Source organism: Janthinobacterium sp. BJB426 (genome assembly GCF_002735705.1).
GTDB lineage: Bacteria > Pseudomonadota > Gammaproteobacteria > Burkholderiales > Burkholderiaceae_D > Janthinobacterium.
In genome coordinates, this window is the sequence record NZ_PDZL01000003.1 from 83,695 (window position 1) to 104,322 (window position 20,628).

The window sequence follows — 20,628 nt, forward strand, 5'->3', positions numbered from 1 at the left end:
GCAACCGTACAAAAGTACGGTGAGCATCACAGGCCGCAAAGCGCGACGCGCAGTAGGTTTGATCAGGTGTTTAATCAATACCTTGGCTTCTGAGGTAATCCTCGTAGTTGCCGCGGTAATCGACCACTTCATCTTCCTTGATCTCGATGATGCGGTTCGCCAGCGAGGAGACGAATTCGCGGTCATGCGACACGAAGATCAGGGTGCCCGCGTATTTTTCCAGCGCGATGTTCAGCGATTCGATCGATTCCATGTCCATGTGGTTGGTCGGCTCATCGAGCATCAGCACGTTGTGGCGGCCCAGCATCAGCTTGCCGTACATCATGCGGCCTTTTTCACCACCGGACAGTACTTTCACGGCCTTTTTCACATCGTCGCCGCCGAACAGCAAGCGGCCCAGGATGGAACGCACGGCCTGGTCGTCGTCGCCCTCTTTCGTCCACTGGCCGATCCAGTCGGTCAGGTTCGTGTCCTTGGCGAAATCTTCCGTCGGATCTTGCGGCATGTAGCCCACGTTGGCGTTTTCCGCCCACTTCACGCGGCCCTGGTCAGGCTGCAAGCCGGCGATGTCGCCCGCGATGCAGCGCAACATGGTGGTCTTGCCGGCGCCGTTGGCGCCGATGATGGCGATGCGCTCGCCTGCCTCGACCATGATGCTGAAGTTCTTGAACAGCTGGCGGTCAAAGCCTTTCGAGATGTTCTCGACTTCCACGGCCAGGCGGTGCAATTTCTTTTCGCCGTCGAAACGCACGAACGGATAGGCGCGCGACGATGGCTTGATGTCGTCGACCTTGATCTTTTCGATCTGCTTGGCGCGCGACGTGGCCTGGCGGGCCTTCGACTTGTTCGCGGCGAAGCGGCGCACGAATTCCTGCAGCTCGGCAACCTTGTCTTTCGCTTTCGCGTTGTTGGCCAGTTGCTGGTTGCGCGCCTGGGTCGAGGCGAACATGTATTCGTCGTAGTTGCCTGGGTAAATCTTCAGGGTGCCGTAGTCCATGTCGGCCACGTGGGTGCAGACCTGGTTCAGGAAGTGGCGATCATGGGAAATGATGATCATGGTGGAGTTGCGCTCGTTGAGCACGTCTTCCAGCCAGCGAATCGTGTTGATGTCCAGGTTATTCGTCGGCTCGTCGAGCAGCAGGATGTCCGGGTTCGAGAACAGCGCCTGCGCCAGCAGCACGCGCAGCTTCCAGCCTGGCGAGACATTGCTCATCGGGCCTTGATGCAGGTCGATGGCGACACCGGCACCCAGCAGCAGTTCGCCGGCGCGCGATTCAGCCGTGTAGCCGTCGTATTCGGAGACTTTGCCTTCCAGATCGGCCGCCTGCATGTAGTCGTCGTCCGTCGCTTCCGGGTTCGCGTAGATCGCGTCGCGTTGCTGGATGGCGGCCCACATTTCCGTGTGGCCCATCATGACGACGTCGAGGACGCGCATGTCTTCAAACGCAAACTGATCCTGGCGCAGCTTGCCCAGGCGCTCGTTGGTATCGAGCATGACATTGCCGCCCGACGGATCCAGATCGCCGCCCAGGATCTTCATGAACGTCGACTTGCCGCAGCCGTTCGCGCCGATCAAACCGTAGCGGTTGCCGTCGCCGAACTTGACGGAGATATTCTCAAACAATGGCTTGGCGCCAAACTGCATCGTAATATTTGCTGTAGAAAGCATTAGTGAGGTCTTTATCCAGTGAAAACAGGTAGTTAGGTACTTTTCTCCCATTATACAGCAACCACCATGAACCACTATCCTGGTGGGCTGCCTGAGCCGGCCGTTTTCACCGCTCAGGTCCGCGGGTTTCTGGCAGTTGGCCAGTGTCAGCAGCTTGGGGCCGGGCTTGGCCCGCTTGTTGCGCTTTACTGCGGTCATAGTGTTGCCTTGATGGCGGCAGCGCCGTGCTAATGACCGATTACAGAAAATCATTAATACCGCCTGTATCCGGATAGTTGTCGCGCCCCCTGATTTACCGTAGGATTGCCGAGTTTCTCCATGCCGCAATATATAAAATTTATAAGAGGAAGTATCCTTCAAGGTCAACTGGAGGCGTTAAATCCTGCTACCAAATACACCGCGACTGAAATCGCCGACCAGAACACCCTTTTGAGAAAAATAATGCGAAAACCTCATTCCTTGATTATTTTTAGCATATTGGCCAGCTTGGCCATACCTGTATTGTCGGCGGATACGCCGCTATCTTTGCCAGACCGCCTGGCCGCCCTTCGCACGACTATCGCAATCGATCATGGAAAGATGGTTGGTACCGGCGCGGCAACATTGATAAACGCGGGCCTGGAAAGCCAATTCGTCCTCATCGGCGAAGACCATGGCATTGCAGAAATTGCGCATTTTTCGGCGGCGTATTTTGAAGAATTGGCAAATCAAGGATTTACGACGCTTATTATCGAAAACGGGCCGACGGTTGCTGATGCTTTGGAAAAAACATTGAAAGCCGATACTGGCGTCGCTGGCATAGCAGCATTTAATAAGGCATATCCGGTCGCTACTGCTTTTTACAAGTGGCAAGCTGAGGCGCAATTCCTGGCCCGTATCGCCAAAGCTGCCGGACCATCGTTCCATTTAGTGGGAATGGATCAGGAGCTCATGGGCGCTTCGAAATATTTGCTCGACCAAATGGCTGAACAACCGCTTGGTCCTTTGGCGAAATCAAAAGTCGAGGCCTTCCGCAAGCTTGAAAGCGACGACTATCGCCGAGCATCGGAGAGCGGAGACCCGCGTGAGCTTTTCATGGTAAAAATCAAAGAAGAAGAATTAGTCGCATTACAGAAGCTGCTCACGACACCCAAGGAAATGCCCGCCTTGGCGATGTTGAATTCATTGCTTGAAAGCCGCAGCATATACACCAAAAACATGACGCCGGGACAAGGATATTCGTCGAATATACAGCGTGCCAGGCTGATGAAGCAGTATGTGACCAGCCATTTGACGCTTGCGCCTGCACAGCGCATGTTGCTGAAAGCCGGTGCAGTGCATGTATTCCGAGGCTATAACCCGCTTGGTGCCGGTAGCCGTGAGATCGGCAATTATCTGGCTGAATATGCGGAAGGCCACGGACAAAAATCGCTGCATGTGTTGGTGCTGGCATCCAAAGGCAAGCAGGCGCAATTTGCCGGCATTGGGCGCGCGTCGGCCATCACAGAAATCGAAAAAGTCGATACCAAGTCCTCCATGGCTGGCGTATTACCCTTCTTTGCCGCGGCGAAAGAGCATAAGGACTGGTCATTGTTCGACGTGCGCCCCTTGCTGGGATCGGCCAAATCCCTGGCGAATGGAGACAGCAGTGTCCAAGGCATGATTCAGGGCTACGATTTTGTACTGGTCATTCCCGAGGGGAACGCAACGTCGGACCTGTGAAATATCGCCATAGGTCCTCCACTGCAGCGCGGCACTATCGCGCTGCAGGCGTGCTCCGGTTCGGCTCCCTGGAACGCAAGTCCCGCTACGGCACAAAGTATGTCGTCCCGTTCCAACCTCCGTTTTTTCGGCAAGGCATCGACGCAGCAATCCACATCGGTGCCTGCCCCTGAAAATTATCCATGCATCATGATTGCCTTGTCCGTATTTAGCAGTTAGGCTGCGTGCTCGCCCGCCACCAGGCATTGGTATTGTGCGGGCGCATCCCAACCCTACCGGACTCACAGGCATCACTTGAAAAAAACTACCATTGCCGCCGCTGCGGCCATCATTGCCCTCGCCGCCACCGTCTACGCTTCGCCGTACTACGCCTTGCACCAGATCAAGACCGCGCTGGCCGAGCGCAACGCCGAAGCCCTGGCCGCACACGTGGACTTCCCCGCCCTGCGCGCCAGCGTCAAGACGCAGCTGGAAGCCAGCATGGCGCGCAGCATCGAAGCGACAGCCGGCAGCGGCAACCCGCTGGCCGCGCTGGGCCAGTCGATCGCCAGCGCCATGCTGGGCAAGATGGTCGACACCATGGTCTCGCCCGCAGGTGTCGTCGCGCTGGTGAACAAGAGCGCCGTCAGCCCGCAAGCGAATGCGAACGCGGACGCGGACGCGCCCGCCGATGGCGCGCAGAAAAAGGCCGAGTATTCGGCAGGCTATGCCGGCGTGAACACCTTTGTCGTGCGTGCAAAAGACGGTAATGCGCAGGACGGCGCGCTGGTCCTGCTGCGCCATGGCGTGTGGGGCTGGAAACTCAGTTCGATCGAGATTGCGTCGGCGATGGCCGCACGTTAAGCGGGAAATTTCATGCTGAAACACACGGCCTTTTCGCTGGCCATGGCCATTGCCAGCGCCACATCACTCGCCCACGCCCTCGATGGCACAGCCGGGAGCAGCCACTCTGTCGCCGCGCGCATGCAGGCGGAAACGTCCGCGGCCGCCGATCCCGACGCCCCCGCGCCGCTGCCCGTGCCCAGCGACATTTCGCTGGCTGAACTGGAGCGCCGCCTGGCGCTGGGGCAGGCGCAGGCCGCTGAAAAACACTATACCAGCGCGCTCGATCCGGCCGTGCTGAGCACCCTGGCGCAGCAGATGGGGTGCCACGATATCGTCGGCATGCAGCCGTTCGGTTTCCCGCTGGAACCAGCGCAAGCGACTGTCCTGAGCGGCGCGCACCTGCTGGCCCGCTGCCCGGACAGGGCCTATGTGACGATCACGGCCATGTCGATGGCCGGCAAGGCGGGCAAGCGCGCCAGCATTTCGCCGCAGTCGTTCAAGCACACGGTCGACGGCAGGCTGGCGCGGCGCCTGTATTACAAGGCACCCAACGGGCGCCAGAAGGAATCGCTGACCATCGTCGATGGCAGCTATGCGTATGCGCTCGAGTATTGGTCGCTCGATGACAGCCAGCAAAGCGGCATGGTCGGCATGCGTAGGATGGAAACATTGATATTGCCGCAATAAGACAGGTAAAAACAGGTAAAATACTGTATATTCATACAGTTATTTACTCTCACCCTGCCGAGCATGCCAGCACATACGCCCATCGACTTATCCTACACCATCTGCGTCAGCGCCACGATCGACGCAGAGGTCGAACAAACCATCCTCGAAGGCTTGAACGCCTATAACGATGCCATCACCGGCTATAGCGACAGACAGGTATTGAGCGTGGTCGTGCGCGACCGCGACAGCCAGCGGGTGCTGGGCGGCGCCATGGGCCGGACTTCGCTGGGCCTGCTGTTTCTCGATTTGTTTTATTTGCCCGCCGCCTTGCGGGGGCTGGGACTGGGCAGCCAGATACTGGCGCAGTTCGAAGAGGAAGGACGCCGGCGCGGCTGCGCTTCGGCGGTACTGTACACCATCAGTTTCCAGGCGCCCGAATTTTACGAACGGCGCGGCTGGCGCCGCTTCGGCGACATCGCCTGCAGCCCGGAAGGCACGAGCCGGGTATTCATGAGCAAGGCCTTGTAGGCATATAAACGACAATGGCTGACGGCAAACCTGCCACCAGCCACTATCAAGCACGGTCAACAACCGCTGCTTACATGCCCAGCGACTTGAGCAGATCGGCGTTGTCGTCGTCTTCCGGTTCCGCTGCAGGCGCCGGAGCGGCGTCGCGTTCGCGGTTCGCGAATTCGCCATCCATCAGCGAGTCGGCGTCGACTTCGCGCGAATCGAAATCGTGCAGCTTGATGAACTCGGTACGGTCGATCGCCAGTTCCAAATAGAAAATATTGTTCTTTTCCGTATAGAACGTGACGCGGCGCATTTCCGGGCGGTCCAGCGGCGTGTCGACGCTGAGCATCACCTGCTTGTTCAGCACCAGCATCTTCGGCTGGCTCTGGGTGATGTTCGTTTGCAGCTCGCGCCGCACCTTGCCCGTGAAGTCGCCCACGATCTGGTTCATCAGCTCGCCCATGATGTTCGACACTTCGTCCGATGTGTAGAAGCTGGCCAGCTCCGACTTCGGCATGCCCATGTGCAACATGTAGCGCTCGTAGATTTCCATTGCCGTATCGGCGGCGAAATTAAGCACCACCAGGCCTGTGAAACCACCGTCGAACATGACGAAACAGCCGATGTCCGGCTTCAAGCCCGTCTTGGTGATGCGCTGCACCATGCCCGAATAATTGACTTTACTTTGCGTTGCAACGTTGAGCACCCGAACTACCGAGTTGCACAAACTCATCAACAAATCTTCTGTACCGTACACAACATCCTTTTCTGCATCCATGAGCAACCTCTCCTACTATTTTAAAGATGACAGCACTGTTCCCTGCCCGCCGCGAGCCGAAACTTGACCGTTTCGCTCAGCAAGCGGACGACTTCACCTTTGCATGCCTGACCTTGCGTGGCGGCGCGCGCCGCGTTGCCGCTGGCCCGAACCGCCCTCTTACCTTTTTCTGTATAGAAATAAGTATCATGCGCAGAATACCCAGATGTAACATTTCCGTCCAGCCATACCTGCATTTACTTGACGATCTGTGCGGAAATACCAATACATCGCAAGGCAACATTATGCGGAAGATAAGCATGTAGAAAGAATCAGCCTGGCACGCTTGAAACCATGGCGAAAAGGCAGCATCACTTATACTGCCTCCGCGGGACGCAACGGCGCCGCCAGGACAACAACTACCGAAAGGCATGAGAGGATGAGCACACTGCAAGAACAGGCAACGGCGGAAATGATGGCGGCCGTGGAAGCGTGGTTTGTCGAACGCCTGAAGCGCACCGATCTGGAAAGCGCCGTGAATCGGACCACCCTGCAGATGGGCATCTTTAATGATTTCTTGCTCGACTACAAACCCGGCCGCACCACGGCCGACGATTTCCAGCTGGCCGATGCCGAGGAATTCGCACCGAGGACGCCATCGCGCCTGGACGAAGCCGTCGTGCGCGACAGCATCGCACCCCAGTTGCTTGCCATGGTGCAAGCGAAGCTGGAGACACTGGCCGACACCCCCCTGATCGACTACCGCTTCAGCTTTCGCGGCAAATTCCAGACGGCACAGGGCATGCTGCACCTGAACCTGCTCGATTATGTCAACGAAGGCAAACGCACAACCTTGCTCGAGCGCATACACAGCTACGTCACGCAAAAACTCGAGCACGGCAACCGGCCGACGAAAAAGCTGGAAACCTTCTTCCTCGCGCGCCACCTGCTCGATCCCCAGCTGTTTCCGCAGCCCGATATCGCCCGGACGATCGCGCTATTCGAGCGCATCGAACAACTGAACAAGTCGCGCCCGCAAGCGCTGGCCGAACATCGCAGCGACATCATCCAGGCCGTGACGGCCTGGGTGGAAAAGCAGTTCCTGCCGCAGTTCTATGACGTGCAGAAATCGAGCTACCGCAGCGCGGAATACAGCTTGAAAGCGGGCGCGGCGCCAGACGCGCAGGCGCTGGAGCCAATCGACCTGCTGCTATATGGCGCCGTGATGATATTGCGCCACGAACCGAGCTACGCCAAATCGACAGGCCTGAAATTCCTGGAAATCGCCCGCGAACTGGGCAGCGAACGGGCCGTGCGCATGCTCAAGGAAGGCAGCGGCACTTTCGAGCCAGACGCCATCCACCTGAAAAATGCCCAGCTGGAATGCCGCGCCAATGATGTGTTTGCCACCATCACCATTGTCATCGCCCGGGAAGAGGAAGGCGCGTATGCGCAGGCGCTGGCGTTCATCACCCATTTGCTGAACAACGGTTTCCCGAAAAGCTACCAGATCAAGCTCAAGTCCAAGGTCAAGGAATATCTTCCCCTGAAAGGCCTGGCCAGGTCAGACACGCACCGCTTCTTTGCCAACGCCCTCGCCTGGCCCGCCTTGCAGCCGCAGCTGGAAGCGTATGCGCACGCCGCCATCGAGCAATTCGAATTTTATGCCGACACGGAAGGCGAAAAGAATTGCATGCCAGGCAGTTACGCCACGTTTGGCCTGGGCCTGCTCGACGCTCGCTATTTCCCCCTGGTGCAGCACTACATGACCAACGTCGACGAGGAGCACCAGTCCGTGCAGGATCAGTTCACGGCCGCCTTTGCTGAAAAGCATGGCGTCACGCCAGACTCCGTTCCCGTGCTGGCGGCCTGCCTGCGCGCGTGCACGGATAACGCAAAGGTGAAAATCCAGGCGGAACTGGAGGACGTGGAGAAACTGGAACTGTTCTGCCAGCAACTACAAGGACTGGAAGGCTATCTGGTCGAGCACATGCTGTATCCCGTCTGGGGCAAGCTGGAAAAACTGGCGACCCTGGCGCGCAAGGCGCAAGGCCGGCGCAAGGAGCTGCTGCTGGCCTTGCTGGAAGCGGCCAGCAAGGCGTAGGCCTAATGTGCGCAACGTTATGACTTTCACCATATATAATTCGGGCGCCAAAATTGCCGTAAAGCATCTTTTGGCGCCTGACATTGAATCGTGGAGAAAATACATGCATCAAACACAACAAACATCGCGCACCTTCTTGCTGGCAGCAAGCTTTGCCGCCACCGTGGCGCTGGCCCAGCCCGCCTTCGCCGCCGACACCGCCGTGGAACTGGCGCCCGTCGACGTGGCCAATCTGTACATCAAGACCATCATCAACCAGGATGAAGCCAGCGTCGCCAAGCTCAATGCCTATCTGCGCCCCACGCGCCTGGCGGGCCACCAGAGCGCCGAATACGCGTCGTACAGCGGCTTGAAGGAAGCGGATGCCAAATTCCCAACGGAAACGGGCAAACTGATCGCCGACCTGTTCCCCGCGACCATGCGCGCGGCACTGACGCCGGCCGCCGAACAGCTGGCGGCAAACGTCATTGCCGCCAAGAATGGCGCCGCGTGCCAGGCCACCAAGGCTGACCCGGTAACGGTGGAAAACGGCATACAAACGGCTGCCGTCAGCTTCGAATGCCAGGTCGTCAAGGTAGCGGTGGCCTGGGCGCCTGCGGCCCAGCAACTGGCGAAGAGCGGCTGCAAGGTCGAGCAATGCAAGGCGGGTCTGCAAAAGATCGCCGCGACCTACACGAGCTCGCCGAAGCAGACCTGGCGCGCCGTGTTTGCCGTCAGCCGTGAAAAGAACTCGGAAGCCTGGCGTAACGATTTCGCGCGTGAAACCTTCGATGAAATCTGGGAATACCTGTAATCCGGGTCCCGTTTACAATGGTCGGATGGATAAATTGACACCGGTGCCACAGCCCGCAGGCCTGGCCTTGCTGCACCTGCTCGCCCCCGAGCATGTGGAGGTCACGCTGGGCGCGCAAGTGCTGGCGCAGGACTTGCGCGCCCTGCACGGCAAACAATTGCTGGCGCTGCTGCGCCGGCTGCGTGCCGCCCAGTCCAACCAGCAGCACTATGCGGGCGCCAGCGTCGAGCAAGCCGAACAGCTGTTCGGCGCCGCCATCGCCGCCGTCAAGGGGGAGCTGGCCACGCGCCCGCATATTCCCAATAAACAGGAAGCGAAGGCCTTGCGCCAGGCGGCGGCAAAGAAGCGCTAATCGAGACGCAAGCCGGCCGCCAGCGAGGCCGTTTCGTGTGGGCAAGCTCGCCGGCCCCCTCCTATAATCGGAGGCTCTATTGTTTCCGCTACAGAAAGTTCCCCATGTCCACACAATTTTCCCGCCATGTATTCGGCTGCGCCATCCTTGCGTTCTCCACTCTGGCGAGCGCGCAGGCGGCCAGCCCCCAGCACATCGGCCCCATCGATGCGCGCGCCGTGTGGCAGGAACGCTCGCTGTCGGCTTGCCGCAGCGAACAATCGCCCACGGCGCCCGACGTCTGCCTGCTGCGCACCATGCAGCGCTCGGGCGCCAGCCCGCAAGCAGTCGCCGCGGCCAAAATGCTGGTGAAGGCAAACAAGGCCGGCTTCATCTCCGCCTGGCGGCCGCTGGGCAAGGCGGCCCTGGCCACCGTTACCTATCCGTTCCGCGCCAACACGAATGAAGGCACCTTGCTGATCGGCAGCGATGGTGCCGCCATCGACGTCGACGAAGGCTCCGTGGGCGAGGAAGACCGCGCCACGCCGGCCTGGCGCGCGTTTGCCGCTGCCCATCCAGACTCTGTCCCGTTTGCGCCCGCCGACTTCGTGGGCAGCACGGCGACCAGCGATGGCGGCCAGAGCGTGCTGTTTTCCACGCCCCTGATCACCTGCCACGCCTGCGCCGAGGATGGCGCCCTGCTCGTCGCCTACACGATCGACAAGGCGGGTATCGTGCGCGAGCGGAAGCTCTTGACGATCAAGTAATGCTGCACCAAAGATAAGATAGAATTGCCCGATGGCATGTCCATACACGTGCATGCCATCGATCCGACTTACTTATCACGGGAAAACATGCGCCACTCTCGCCTTGCACTGCACCTCGCCGCCGCCCTGCTGCTGTCCAGCCCCTTCCACCACATCGCCATTGCAGCACCCGCCGCCAGCGCGGCCGCGCCGCTCGTCATCGGTGAAAGTTTCAGCATCGATTCGCAGGCACTGCAGGAAAAGCGCCACATCAATGTCTATATGGCGCGCGCCTGGGATACGCCGCCCGACGCGCCGCTGCCCGTGCTGTACATGCCGGACGGCGGCGTGGCGGAAGACTTTTTGCACGTGGCCGGCTTGCTGCAAGTGTCGGTAGCGAATGGCACGATGCGTCCCTTCATGCTGGTCGGCATGCAAAACACGCAGCGCCGGCGCGACTTGACGGGCCCGACGGAGAGCGCGGCAGACCGCAAGATCGCCCCCGTCGTGGGCGGCGCGTCCGCCTACCGGGCCTTCATCCGCGACGAGCTGATGCCAGAGGTGCGGCGCCGTTACCGCACGACGGGCGAGACGGCCATCGTCGGTGAATCGCTGGCCGGCCTGTTCGTAGTGGAAACATACCTGCTGGAACCGCAGCTGTTCGACCATTACCTGGCGTTCGATCCCAGCCTGTGGTGGAACCACGGCGCACTGCCGCGCCAGGCGGCAACCCTGCTCGCGCAAGGCGCGGCAGGCAAGCACAGCCTGTACCTGGCGTCCAGCAGCGAGTCAGGCATCGCCATCGAAGTGCAGCGCCTGTCGGAGGTGCTGCGAAAGCAGGCGCCGCCCGGCTTGCAATGGCATGTGGAAAAAATGCCGGAAGAAACCCACGGCACGATCTATCACCCGGCAGCACTGAAGGCGTTCCGCAGCGTCTTCAAGCAGCAGGCGCCGGCTGGGCAATAAAACATGGACAAACTGTAATCTGGCGAGGGTCGTAGCCGCAGGATCGGGCGGGTAAAATCGGCGGCCCTGCTTTTCCCGCCCGAGTCCAGATAATCATGAGTTTTTTGCAATTATTTATTCTTTCCATCGTCCAGGGCTTCGCCGAGCTGCTGCCCGTGTCCAGCTCCGCCCACGTCATCATGGCGGAAAAGCTGATGGGCCTGGACCCGACCTCGCCAGAGCTGACCATGCTGCTGGTGATGCTGCACACAGGCACCATGTTTGCCGTCATCGTGTATTTCTGGAAATCCTGGCGCGCCACGTATTTCAGCTCGGCCAGCGCCTTTCGCAGCAATGTGCTGTTGCTCGTGGCCGCCACTGCCCTGACGGGCATCGTCGGCTTCGGCTTGCTGAAAGGCATTACGCACGTCATGAGCAAGGATGCGCCCGGCTTTGAAATCGAGCACCTGTTCGGCAACGCGAAGCTGATGGCCGCCGCGCTGGCCGCCGCAGGCGTACTGATCATTGTGTCGTCGCGCCTGCAAGCGCGCCAGCATGGCACCTTGTCCATCGGCAAGGCGATGGTGATCGGCGCCGTGCAAGGCCTGTGCCTGCCTTTCCGCGGCTTTTCACGCTCGGGCGCCACCATTTCCGCCGGCATCGCCATGGGCGTGCCGCAGCGCCGCGCCGAGGAATTCAGCTTTGCCCTGGCCGTCGTGCTGACCCCGGCCGTGCTGGTCAAGGAAGGCTGGCGCTTTTACCAGGCCGTGGCGAATGGCAGCCTGGACCATCTGGAACACGGCAACAGCCTGCTGCACCTGCTCGGCCCAAGCCTGCTGGGCATGCTGCTGTCCTTCCTGGCCGGCTTGCTGGCCCTGCGCTGGCTGTCGCGCTGGCTGGAACAGGGCCGCTGGCATTTCTTTGGCGCATATTGCCTGCTGGCTTCCTTGGTGGTGCTGTACCTGGGGTAAAATCGCCGGGTTTGCGTTAAACGCCTATCAAACCTGCTGCGCGTCGTGATTTACGGCCTGCGATGCTCACTGTACCTTCGTACAGTTGCGCTTCTCGACCATAACTCCCTTCCGCTCGCTACGGTTTTCTTAGGCGTTATTGTGTTAACTATCATCCCAGCCAGGTTTTACTGAAAGCCAACGATGAATTTCGCCGCCACTGCCGCCCTCTCGCTTGCCATGTCCACCGACGCCTTCGCGGCCGCCGTGGGCAAGGGCGCCGCCCTGCACAAGCCGCAATGGCGCGAGGCGTTGCGCACTGGCCTGATCTTTGGCGTCATCGAAGCCACCACGCCCATCATCGGCTGGGCCCTGGGCAGCGTGGCAGCACCTTACGTGGAAGCGTGGGACCACTGGATCGCCTTCAGCCTGCTGGGCATCATCGGCTTGCTGATGATACGCAACGCGCTGTCCGATGCCGACGAGGAAGAGGCGCCGGCCCAGTCGCACTCGTTCTGGGTGCTGGCCGTGACGGGCCTGGCCACCAGCATCGACGCCATGGTGGTGGGCGCGGGCCTGGCCTTGCTGGGCGCAAATATTGTCGTGACGGCGGCCGCCATCGGCTTTTCCACCTTCGTCATGGTGACCCTGGGCGTGATGCTGGGCCGCGTGCTGGGCACGGTGGCGGGCCGGCGCGCCGAACTGGTGGGCGGCCTGGTGCTGATCGTCATCGGCTGCGTGATCTTATACGAGCATATCGGCCACCCGGCCTGACACCGGTGCCGGCGCGAAAAGCTGGCCCAGCAGCGCCACCAGCAAGGCAGTGCACGCGCCATCCGGATCCTTGTCGGGATCAAACACCGTCACCGTCATGCCACAGCAGCCACCACCATCGAGCAAGGTCCGCAGGATGGCCAGCAAGGCATCGGGTGCAATGCCAGGACTGCCTGGAGAATCGACGGCCGGCATCAGCGCCTGATCGAGTACATCGACATCGAGGTGCAACCAGAAGCGCCGCGGCGCGCGCCTGTCCAGCACAGCATTGATACGCTCGGCCACCACGGCGGCACCCGCCGCGTTGGCCTCAAACACATCGATGCGCGTGATGGCCGTGTCATTCACATCCGGCCAGGCAAAATCGGCATCGCGGTTTTCCCGCTCCCCCAGTTGCACGACATACTCTTCCGCCACCAGCGGCGCCGTCACGCCGGGCCACTGCGTCATCAGCGCCTCGCCCCGGCCCGTGGCTAGGGCCAGGTCCATGCCGGCCACGGCGCCCAGTGTTTGCGCAGGATCATAATTACCGGGATGGCGAAAATCGCTGTGGCCATCCACATGCACCAGCGACACGCCGCCAGCGCTGCGCGCGCCCGTCAGGGCACCCAGCAGCACCGAGCAGTCGCCGCCTATGACCAGCGGAAACACGCCGCGCGCATGGCTGTCGGCGACGCGCGCGGCCAGTTCCAGGTTGAACGCGCGCATCGTCACGCCGTTGTACAGGCGCGTGCCAGGCTGGGCCATGGGCGTATAAGCAGGACGCGGCAGCGCCACGCAAGTGCGTGCGCCCACAGCCGCCTCCAAGCCCTGCGCCATCAGGACGGCTGGCGCGCGCCAGGTGCCCGGTTCATGGCCAGGCGCCAGAGGCCGCAAGCCCAGGTTGGAAGGAGCGAGAATAATTTCCATGGCAAACAATCTACGGTTCGGGTCAAGCATGCGGGCACACGATATGCCGCCTCGCATCATGATAGCTGCAAGCGGCATGTCAAGCGTGTGCGCGACCAACTATTCCTGGCGTATGATTACTGACAATATAATCTGCCAGCAACGGCATCCATTTCGACTCCTACGGCATGGGATCAGCGATGAAGCAATTTCATGAAGGCGATATCGTGCGCGTCAAATGCGGCGGCCCCGCAATGACGGTGCTGTGCATCGACGGCGACTACTTCCCAGAGGAAGAAAACCGGACGGCCGTCTTTTGCGTGTACGAAAAAGACCAGTTCCTGTTCGAGCAGGCATATCCCGAATGCGCGCTCGACATCGTCCGCTACGAGGACGCCTGAAGGCGGGTCCGCACGCCTGCGGCTGGCGCCCTGGCCGGCCGGTGGCTTTGTGCTACATTAAAAGCTCTATGTCTCGCAAGGTGACCATCATGGAAACTCTGGAGCTGCTGTTTGCCTCGCTGGTGCGCGAAACGGCCGAATCGATCCGCGACCACCACGTCCCCTTTTCCATCAAGCATGACGAACGCGCCTATTTCGAATGGATGGACGGGCATCCGATCAGTGGCTATATCCAGGAAGCGTATCGCGAGATCGAGGAAACGGCCCAGCAGATCCGCGCCATTCGCGCTGGGTGATGACGGCTGCCGTCGTGACGTTCGTTGGATCGTGGCTTGAATTGGCAGTCTTGATTCAGATCAAACACTCAGCTGTTCTATAGGCGTAAAAAGGCCTGGGCCACGACAATCAGGTCTGGAGGCGGGAGACATGGATCAGCAACAAAAACACCAGATCAGGGGGTATGAATTTCATGTGGCGGGGGCGCTGGAGAAGGATGGGCGCTACCGGGGCATGATTTTGATCAGCAAGCGTGGCGATACGCTGCAGGTGTACGCCAAGCCCGTGCTGATTGAAACACCCAGCAGTTTCAAGTCCGTGCATGCGGCCTTGATCGAGGCCTCGGCGTATGCCCAGGAACTCATCTATAACGGCGCCATCAAGGCGCTGCTGCCGGCCGATGCGCCACTTGCCGAAAAGCAGGCGCCGCAGCCGCCGGATTTCGTCGGCAATTGATGCGGCAAGTCCATCCGGCACCCCTGGTGCGCGCGTATAATGACGCGCTTTCCCGGATGAAAACTCAGAACCATGGAATATGTGAATTTGCCGCTGGTCTTCCTCGTCGGCTGCGCCTTGATTGCCTTGCTGGCCAAGAAGAATGGCTATTCGTGGTATCTGTTTTTCTTTGCCATCGCCGTGCCCACGCCCCTGTTGCTGCTGGCCTTGCCGCATGTGGTCGGCGCGGAGGCCGCTACGCTGACCTCCGTACGACTGGGCACCGCCCTGCTCTTCCCCGTGGCCGGCTTGCTGCTGGCCCTGCGGCGCAAGCGCTGACCGGCAAGCTGCCTCAGCGTGCCTGCACGCCATCGGCCAGGCGCCAGCCGACGGACAGCGCCAGTTGCTGCGCCTCTTTTTCGTTGCTGCAATCGTCGTAATCGCAGGTGTCCGCATACGCGCCGCATGCCTGGTTCTGGCTGACATACGAGCCGACCCAGCGGCCATCGCGGCGCTGACTGGCCGTGGCGCTGATAATAAAACCTTTGTGGATGGTGGGATTTTCAAACGACATAGTTCCTCCGGTGCAAGAAGCGTCAGGAAGCTGACTGGTCTCCACTGTGCGCCACCTGCCGCCCGCAGTCTGTACGTTTGACCACACACAGAAAGCACGCGCGCGCCTGCCTCGCGGCGCCGGGCAATCGGGTATGATTTCAGCATGTGTGGACGACTCGATCAAAATGACACGGCGCCCGTGCTGGCGTCATCCTTCGGCTGGACCGACGCGGTGTTCGACAGCGAGGCCGAGCCGCACCTGAACGTGTCGCCCGGCACTTACCGGCCCGTGCTGCATATCCAGGATGGCGTCCACAGGGTCGATGACGTCTTCTGGGGCTACCGCCCCGCCTGGGCCGCGCAAGCCGTGCCCGCCCCCGGCAAGAAAAAAATCCCCATCGCCATCAATGCCCGTCTGGAAAAACTCGCTGGCGCCTACTGGAAGCCCTTGCTACGCGCGGGGCGCGGTATCGTCAGCGTTTCCGGCTGGTATGAATGGACGGGAGAGAAAGGCAGCAAGCAACCGTGGCACATCCACCGCAAGGACCGCGCGCCCCTGTTCCTGCTGGCGCTGGCCCAGTTCGGGCCGTACAAGCATAACCGCGAGGAAGCCGGCTTCGTGCTGGTGACGGCCGACAGCATGGGCGGCATGGTCGATATCCACGACCGCCGCCCCGTCGCCGTCAGCCTGGAAGACGCGCACCGCTGGCTCGACCCCGCCCTGACGCCGGAGCAGGCGCTGCACCTGGCGCGCACCTGCATGCTGGATGTAGAACTGTTCGAATGGCATGCCGTCGATAATCCGCTGGTGCCGTCTGCCAAGCCCAAGCCGCCACCGCCGGCTGCGGCGCAAGGCGCGTTTGACTGGGGAACGGATTAAGGCAATCGCGCCAGCCGTCGCCACAGCGCTTCCATCGGTCCCTGGCGGAACGTCCGCAGCCAATAGCGGCTGAGCAGCACCTGCCCCGCCATGATGACTACCGCCAGGCCCAGCATCTCGGCCGGGCGCAGTGTTGCGCCCCAGCCCAGGCCCGGCCCCTGCAGCAGCCAGGTGCCGATCAAGGATTGCAGCAGATAATTGCTCAGCGCCATGCGGCCCACGGGCGCCAGCCATGCGCCCAGCCAGCGCAGCATGAAAGGACCGGTCAGCATCAGCGCGGCCACATAGCCGGCCGCCAGCACGGGGCCGCCGGCAAACAGGCCCACTTCGAACAGGGCCGTGTCAAACACGGTTTGATACGGGTCGGCAACTTGCCACGCGACGGCGCCCGCCGCCAGCAAGTTGAACGGCAAGCCCAGGCCCAGTCCCACGGCGCGCACGCGGCGCCACAGGCGCTGGTGGCGCTGCGGCTGCGTCAGCCAGCCACAACGCACGGACAAGATGCCCAGCAGGAACAACACGATGATATGCGGCAGCATGACGGCGGCGTACAGCAAGGAAACGAGGAAATCGTTGGCACGCAGCTTGGCGACGGCCCACGCGCCGCCTTGCGTGTAGATGGCGTAACGCTGCGCAAAACTGTGCAGGTCGCGCGCGATGTCCGGTGCGCCGCCCTGCTGGCCCACGGGAATGAGCAGGCACATGAACAGCAAAAAACCGGCCGCCACCAGCCAGGCGCGGTTGCGCACGCGGCTGAGCCGGGCTGATGCCAGGGGCAGGATCAGCATGCCGGCGACGGCATACGAGGTCAGCACGTCGCCACTCCAGATGAGGAAACCGTGCAACAGGCCGAATGCCAGCAGCCAGCGCAGCCGGCGCCGATAAGCCGCTCGCGCCTGCTCCCAGCTGCCCAGCTGGCGTTGCAATGAGCGTGTCTGCAAGGCAAAGCCGGCGCCAAACAGAAACGCGAAGATGGGATAGAACTTGAATTGCGCCAGCGCCGCCACCAAAAAAATGACGAGCTGGTCCAGCACGGGCGGCTGCGCCGGCAAGGTGCCGTAGCGCAAGGAAATCGTGCCCCAGGCAAAGCCCCATATATTCACCAGCAAGATGCCGAACACGGCAAGGCCGCGCAGCACATCGAGCTGCAGCAACCTGCCGGGCCTGGCGGACATGGAGTTCAGGTGCGCGCCAGGGTGGGGTAATCGGTCACCCGCAGGCTGAAGCCGGACGCATCCGATTGCAGGCTCGCCTGGCCGCCGAACGGCAAGGTGACCCGGCGGCGGATGTGGCCAAACTCGAGCCCCGTCAGCACGGGCACGGGCAGGCGCTGGCGCACGTATGCCAGCATGGCGTCGAAATCGTAGCCGTTATCCATGGGACTGAGTTTATACGCGGAAAAATCGCCGAGCACCACGGCTTGCTGGCGGCCAATCACGCCCGCGTGCAGCAGTTGCAGCAGCATGCGCTCGACCCGGTACGGGTGTTCGTTGACGTCTTCCAGGAACAGGATGCCGTCGTCGATTTCCGGGAAATATGGGGTACCGAGCAGATGCACGAGCATGGCCAGGTTGCCGCCCCACAGCTTGCCTTTCAGCTCGACCTGCGGATTGCCTATTGCCGTGCCCGTGACCGTGTGCGTGGGGCCGGCCAGGCACGACCACAGCTGATCGAGCGTAAATTGCTCGGGCTCATCACGCGTAAAATCGTCGCAGATCATGGGGCCGGCAAAGCTGGCGCGGCCCGTCTTGGCCATCAAGCCCATGTGGAAGGCCGTAAAATCGCTGTAGCCGACAAACAGCTTGCGGCTGTCCGCCATGAGGTCGAAATCGATGTCCGGCAGGATGCGGCTGATGCCGTAGCTGCCGCGCAAGGCGATCACCACCTGCACGGCAGGGTCGGCCGCGGCGGCATGGAGCTGCGCCAGGCGGCCCGCATCCGTGCCGCCGAAGCGCTGGAATCTATGTTCGTGATCGTAGTAATTGTGGACGGTGGCGCCTTGCGCCTGCAAGCGGGCGATACCGCGTGCCAAGGCCGCTTCGTCGGGCGCATAACCGCCCGGCGCGACGATGGCGATGCCAATCTCAGGTGTCTTCAAAATATGCCCGGCTAGTCAAGGGGTGGGCGCGCCTGGCTCAAGCTGGCTGGGAGCGCATCTGGGGCGCCATCTTACCTTGCAGATGCACATCGATCAAGGCGAGCAGGCGCTCGATCAGCTGGGGCGGCATGTCGTGCCCCATGCCTTCGATGACTTCCAGCCGGGCGCCCGGGATCAGCGCCGCCGTATCGATGCCGCAGGCGACGGGAATCAGGGGGTCGGCCGCGCCATGGATCACCAGCGCCGGACAGCTGATGCTCGGCAACAAGGCCGTGCGCTCGCCCGAGGCGGCGATGGCCACCATTTGCCGCGCCACGCCTTCCGGGCAACTGCCCCGCTGCAGCGCCGCTTCGATGCGCTGGTACAGCAGTTTTTCCGAGACGGGATAGGCGGGACTGCCGATGACGCGCACGGTGGCGGCCATGTGCGCCATCAGTTCGGCGCGGCTGGCGTTGCGTTTCGGGCGTTGCAATAAAGCGTTGCGCGCGGCCCGCGTGGGGCCGGGCAAGCCGCGCCGGCCGCTGCTCGACATGATGGACGTCAAACTGAGCACCTGCTGTGGCGCGCGCGCCGCCATCACTTGCGCGATCATGCCGCCCATCGACACACCGATCACATGCGCCTGAGCAATGCGCAAGGCCGCCAGCAAGCCCAGCGCGTCTTCCGCCATGTCATTGAGGGTGTAGGAAGTTTTCAGGGGCCAGCCGACCAGGTTTTTCACATAGGCCAGCGGCAGATAGGGTTTGCCCGCCAGCGCCATCTTGCTCGACAGGCCGCTGTCGCGGTTGTCGAAACGCAAGACGCGAAATCCTTGCTCGACGATGCCTTCGACGAAGTCCGCCGGCCAGGCAATCAATTGCATGCCCAGGCCCATGACCAGCAGCACGCACGGATCGTTGGGGTCGCCGTGGCTCTCATAAGCTATGTTCAGGCCGTTCGCCATGATGGTTGCCATGATTGCCTCTCTTCCAGGAACCAGCACGCAGGCACGATCGCTGCGGCCTTGTAATCAGCATACCACTATTGTGCTTCAGACATGAGACCGGCACGCGGCACTCAGCTGAAGTGTTGCCGCGCCGGTACGGCGCGCGGCAACGGTGACGAATCAACGGTGCTGCTTACTTGGCTTTAGGCAAGGAATCGGCCAGGTCGACCCAGCTTTGTGGCTGCGGTTTGCCCCGTTCGCGCACGCCGAAGAAGGAGACCACTTGCGTGCCTTCCTTGTCGAAGAACTCGACGGAGGTGACGCCGCCGCGCTTGACGACCCAGCCGCTGCGCAGGGCCGTGTCGCGGATGTGCAGGTTGAAGTCCGGGTCCAGCACGTTGAAGAAGCCGCCGGCGGCCATGGTTTTCTCGATCTTGCCGCTGTAGATCTGCGTCAAGCCTTCATTGCCCAGGAACACCATGATGGCGACCTTGTCCTTTGCCGCGTTTTCCAGCAGGGTACGCAGCGCCGCTGGCGTCACGCGCTCGACCACGCCGGCCGGCGCCAGGCGCAGGGCCTGTTCGCGCGACAGGTGGAATTCACGCATGATTTGCGCGAACTGGTGCACGTCCGTCATGTCTTTCCAGGCCAGCTGAAATTCCTTGACGTCGATTTCGGCATCCGGCTTTTCCGCCGCTTTCGGCGCCACGGCCAGCACGTTCAGTTCGGCGCTTTGCTGCGGCAGGCGGAAGGTCGCCACCAATTTATCGTAGACGGCCACGCCCGGTTCGTTGCGCAGGTAGATCTTGTGCACGGCCGTACCGTTGGCGTCAAAGAATTGCAGGCTGCGCGTCGGCTTGCCATCGCGGCCCGCCTGTTCCACGGCAAATGCGTATTTCCAGTTTTCAAAGTGGAAACGCAGGTCGATCTGGCCGCCCAGGTAGCCGCCGGCGATATTGCGCTGGCGCGCTTCCGTTTCCGGGTCCTTGGCGTCGGCCTGCTCGGACTTGTCGCCCGCCTGCTTGAACTTGCTGGCGACGCCCGTCGTTTCGATGACGCCGTTTTCATTGCGCGTGATGGCTTGCACGATGCCCAGGTCCAGCGCGGCGCGCATGATTTCGCGCGGCTGGTTGCCGTCGGCCTGCAGGCGCGTGACGCCCTTGCCGATGTTGGTTGCCAGCAATTGCGCTTCGGATACACCCAGCGCGCGCGCCGCGTCGCGGATCTGCAGCTTCGGCTGTTCCGTGCGCAAGGTGGACCAGCGTTCCGCCAAGGTGGCTGGGGCCGCATATGCGTTTGCAATCAGCAGGCTGCCTAGCAGGGATAGAACGAGTTTGGATAACTTCATAGAGAGACCATTCAATCAAACATGGAAAAAAAGAGGGGCAAGCGC

At 61.4% G+C, this 20,628-nt stretch carries 24 protein-coding genes; 16 read left to right on the plus strand and 8 right to left on the minus strand.

Annotated elements, in window-relative coordinates; translation table 11 throughout:
• Positions 1-70 precede the first annotated feature (70 nt).
• Positions 71-1,669 (minus strand): ABC-F family ATPase, encoded by a 1,599-nt coding sequence (locus CSQ93_RS05880; protein ID WP_099377217.1) that lies wholly within the window; start codon positions 1,667-1,669, stop codon positions 71-73.
• A 318-nt stretch (positions 1,670-1,987) separates the two neighbouring features.
• On the opposite strand from CSQ93_RS05880, the gene CSQ93_RS05885 reads away from it, so the two are divergent.
• The 4 genes from CSQ93_RS05885 to CSQ93_RS05900 all read left to right on the plus strand — a co-directional run bounded on the left by CSQ93_RS05885 (position 1,988) and on the right by CSQ93_RS05900 (position 5,392).
• Positions 1,988-3,370, plus strand: a complete 1,383-nt coding sequence (locus tag CSQ93_RS05885; RefSeq protein ID WP_099377218.1) for a hypothetical protein — start codon at positions 1,988-1,990, stop codon at positions 3,368-3,370.
• Between the two features lie 294 nt (positions 3,371-3,664).
• Positions 3,665-4,213, plus strand: a complete 549-nt coding sequence (locus CSQ93_RS05890; RefSeq protein ID WP_099377219.1) for a DUF2939 domain-containing protein — start codon at positions 3,665-3,667, stop codon at positions 4,211-4,213.
• Between the two features lie 12 nt (positions 4,214-4,225).
• Positions 4,226-4,882, plus strand: coding sequence for a hypothetical protein (locus CSQ93_RS05895; RefSeq protein ID WP_099377220.1), 657 nt, complete (start codon positions 4,226-4,228; stop codon positions 4,880-4,882).
• A 63-nt stretch (positions 4,883-4,945) separates the two neighbouring features.
• On the plus strand, positions 4,946-5,392 hold the full coding sequence (locus tag CSQ93_RS05900; RefSeq protein WP_099377221.1) for a GNAT family N-acetyltransferase: 447 nt from the start codon (positions 4,946-4,948) through the stop codon (positions 5,390-5,392).
• A gap of 70 nt (positions 5,393-5,462) precedes the next feature.
• On the opposite strand, the gene CSQ93_RS05905 is transcribed toward CSQ93_RS05900, so the two are convergent.
• Positions 5,463-6,155, minus strand: a complete 693-nt coding sequence (locus tag CSQ93_RS05905) for a DUF3334 family protein (protein WP_034784631.1) — start codon at positions 6,153-6,155, stop codon at positions 5,463-5,465.
• Between the two features lie 418 nt (positions 6,156-6,573).
• On the opposite strand from CSQ93_RS05905, the gene CSQ93_RS05910 reads away from it, so the two are divergent.
• From CSQ93_RS05910 to mntP, 7 genes are all read left to right on the plus strand, one after another.
• Positions 6,574-8,238: a DUF6138 family protein gene (locus CSQ93_RS05910; protein WP_099377222.1), complete on the plus strand. Its 1,665-nt coding sequence runs from the start codon at positions 6,574-6,576 to the stop codon at positions 8,236-8,238.
• 103 nt (positions 8,239-8,341) lie between these two features.
• Entirely contained in the window at positions 8,342-9,031 is a 690-nt protein-coding gene (locus CSQ93_RS05915; RefSeq protein ID WP_099377223.1) for a hypothetical protein, read from the plus strand.
• Positions 9,032-9,074: 43 nt separating this feature from the next.
• On the plus strand, positions 9,075-9,383 hold the full coding sequence (locus CSQ93_RS05920) for a hypothetical protein (RefSeq protein WP_233516067.1): 309 nt from the start codon (positions 9,075-9,077) through the stop codon (positions 9,381-9,383).
• 104 nt (positions 9,384-9,487) lie between these two features.
• Positions 9,488-10,129, plus strand: a complete 642-nt coding sequence (locus CSQ93_RS05925; protein ID WP_099377225.1) for a hypothetical protein — start codon at positions 9,488-9,490, stop codon at positions 10,127-10,129.
• An 87-nt stretch (positions 10,130-10,216) separates the two neighbouring features.
• Positions 10,217-11,074: an alpha/beta hydrolase gene (locus CSQ93_RS05930; protein WP_099377558.1), complete on the plus strand. Its 858-nt coding sequence runs from the start codon at positions 10,217-10,219 to the stop codon at positions 11,072-11,074.
• A 95-nt stretch (positions 11,075-11,169) separates the two neighbouring features.
• Positions 11,170-12,024, plus strand: a complete 855-nt coding sequence (locus CSQ93_RS05935; RefSeq protein WP_099377226.1) for an undecaprenyl-diphosphate phosphatase — start codon at positions 11,170-11,172, stop codon at positions 12,022-12,024.
• 183 nt (positions 12,025-12,207) lie between these two features.
• Positions 12,208-12,777, plus strand: coding sequence for a manganese efflux pump MntP (gene mntP, locus CSQ93_RS05940; protein ID WP_099377227.1), 570 nt, complete (start codon positions 12,208-12,210; stop codon positions 12,775-12,777).
• Here mntP and CSQ93_RS05945 read toward each other — a convergent pair.
• Positions 12,748-13,686, minus strand: coding sequence for an arginase family protein (locus CSQ93_RS05945; protein ID WP_099377559.1), 939 nt, complete (start codon positions 13,684-13,686; stop codon positions 12,748-12,750). The genes mntP and CSQ93_RS05945 overlap by 30 nt on opposite strands.
• A 179-nt stretch (positions 13,687-13,865) precedes the next feature.
• Between CSQ93_RS05945 and CSQ93_RS05950 the strand changes: the two genes are divergently transcribed.
• From CSQ93_RS05950 to CSQ93_RS05965, 4 genes are all read left to right on the plus strand, one after another.
• Entirely contained in the window at positions 13,866-14,066 is a 201-nt protein-coding gene (locus CSQ93_RS05950) for a DUF2158 domain-containing protein (RefSeq protein WP_099377228.1), read from the plus strand.
• Between the two features lie 89 nt (positions 14,067-14,155).
• Positions 14,156-14,362: a hypothetical protein gene (locus CSQ93_RS05955; RefSeq protein WP_158301137.1), complete on the plus strand. Its 207-nt coding sequence runs from the start codon at positions 14,156-14,158 to the stop codon at positions 14,360-14,362.
• A gap of 130 nt (positions 14,363-14,492) precedes the next feature.
• Entirely contained in the window at positions 14,493-14,798 is a 306-nt protein-coding gene (locus tag CSQ93_RS05960; protein ID WP_099377230.1) for a hypothetical protein, read from the plus strand.
• 72 nt (positions 14,799-14,870) lie between these two features.
• Positions 14,871-15,116, plus strand: a complete 246-nt coding sequence (locus CSQ93_RS05965) for a hypothetical protein (protein WP_099377231.1) — start codon at positions 14,871-14,873, stop codon at positions 15,114-15,116.
• A gap of 13 nt (positions 15,117-15,129) precedes the next feature.
• On the opposite strand, the gene CSQ93_RS05970 is transcribed toward CSQ93_RS05965, so the two are convergent.
• Positions 15,130-15,351, minus strand: coding sequence for a hypothetical protein (locus CSQ93_RS05970; protein ID WP_099377232.1), 222 nt, complete (start codon positions 15,349-15,351; stop codon positions 15,130-15,132).
• A gap of 144 nt (positions 15,352-15,495) precedes the next feature.
• On the opposite strand from CSQ93_RS05970, the gene CSQ93_RS05975 reads away from it, so the two are divergent.
• Positions 15,496-16,212 carry an SOS response-associated peptidase gene (locus tag CSQ93_RS05975; RefSeq protein WP_099377233.1) on the plus strand — a complete coding sequence of 239 codons (717 nt, stop codon included), beginning with the start codon at positions 15,496-15,498 and terminating at the stop codon, positions 16,210-16,212.
• Here the strand turns inward: CSQ93_RS05975 and CSQ93_RS05980 are convergent.
• The 4 genes from CSQ93_RS05980 to CSQ93_RS05995 all read right to left on the minus strand — a co-directional run bounded on the left by CSQ93_RS05980 (position 16,209) and on the right by CSQ93_RS05995 (position 20,583).
• Positions 16,209-17,387, minus strand: a complete 1,179-nt coding sequence (locus CSQ93_RS05980) for a DUF418 domain-containing protein (protein ID WP_099377234.1) — start codon at positions 17,385-17,387, stop codon at positions 16,209-16,211. The genes CSQ93_RS05975 and CSQ93_RS05980 overlap by 4 nt on opposite strands.
• A gap of 5 nt (positions 17,388-17,392) precedes the next feature.
• Positions 17,393-18,310 carry a muramoyltetrapeptide carboxypeptidase gene (ldcA, locus tag CSQ93_RS05985; protein ID WP_099377235.1) on the minus strand — a complete coding sequence of 306 codons (918 nt, stop codon included), beginning with the start codon at positions 18,308-18,310 and terminating at the stop codon, positions 17,393-17,395.
• Between the two features lie 37 nt (positions 18,311-18,347).
• The gene (locus CSQ93_RS05990; protein WP_070259397.1) at positions 18,348-19,265 is read right to left on the minus strand and encodes an alpha/beta fold hydrolase; all 918 of its coding nucleotides are present in this window, start codon (positions 19,263-19,265) and stop codon (positions 18,348-18,350) included.
• A 163-nt stretch (positions 19,266-19,428) separates the two neighbouring features.
• The gene (locus CSQ93_RS05995) at positions 19,429-20,583 is read right to left on the minus strand and encodes a hemin-degrading factor (protein ID WP_099377236.1); all 1,155 of its coding nucleotides are present in this window, start codon (positions 20,581-20,583) and stop codon (positions 19,429-19,431) included.
• Positions 20,584-20,628: the final 45 nt, after the last annotated feature.